Origin of the sequence: Pseudomonas sp. TWP3-1, assembly GCF_049896625.1 — a bacterium.
Classification (GTDB): Bacteria; Pseudomonadota; Gammaproteobacteria; order Pseudomonadales; family Pseudomonadaceae; genus Aquipseudomonas.
The window spans coordinates 1-601 of sequence record NZ_JAFCUQ010000048.1 but is presented as its reverse complement, the minus strand read 5'-3'; the positions used below and the strand labels follow the sequence as shown (position 1 = coordinate 601).

The window sequence follows — 601 nt, the reverse complement described above, 5'->3', positions numbered from 1 at the left end:
TCGATAGTGATCACAGCACCGTTCGACAGAGTCACGGTGACTGGCGAACCCGCAGCGTTGGTCAGCGTGGCGGTGTAGACAATCGAACCACCTTCAGCCACGGAATCGGTCGCGCTCAGCGACAGGTTGGTGGTGTCGACGGTGTCGGTCACGGTGGTGCTGACCGGAGTTTTGTCGGCTACGAGGTTCTCGTAGTTGCCGCCAGTCACATTGGTGATCGAGTTGGTCAGCGATGCCTGACCGGTCAACGCATCGTTCGGCGCGGTGGTGGTCACAGTGCCAGTGGTTTTACCCACTTCAATGGTAATGGTCGAGCCATTGGCCAAGGTTACGGTGACAGGCGAACCGGTGACTGGCGCGCCAACAGTCGCGGTGTAGGTGACGGTGCCACCTTCAGCCACAGTTGTATCGGCAGTCAGTTTGACGGTCGAGGTGTCGATGGTGTCGGTGACTTCGGTAACGGCCGGAACGGTGCTCGGAATCAGGTTCTCGAAGTTGCCGCCGGTGGCAGTGCTGATGGTTGCCTGCACGCTACCGGCGTCTTTGTAGACGTCGTCGGATGGAGCTGGAACGGTCACGGTGCCAGTGGTTTTGCCGGCAT

At 59.7% G+C, this 601-nt stretch carries 1 protein-coding gene; it reads right to left on the bottom strand.

Annotated elements, in window-relative coordinates; translation table 11 throughout:
• Nucleotides 1–601 (bottom strand): immunoglobulin-like domain-containing protein (locus tag ACP7BN_RS27675; RefSeq protein WP_426206977.1); only part of this gene is annotated, 601 nt, incomplete at both ends.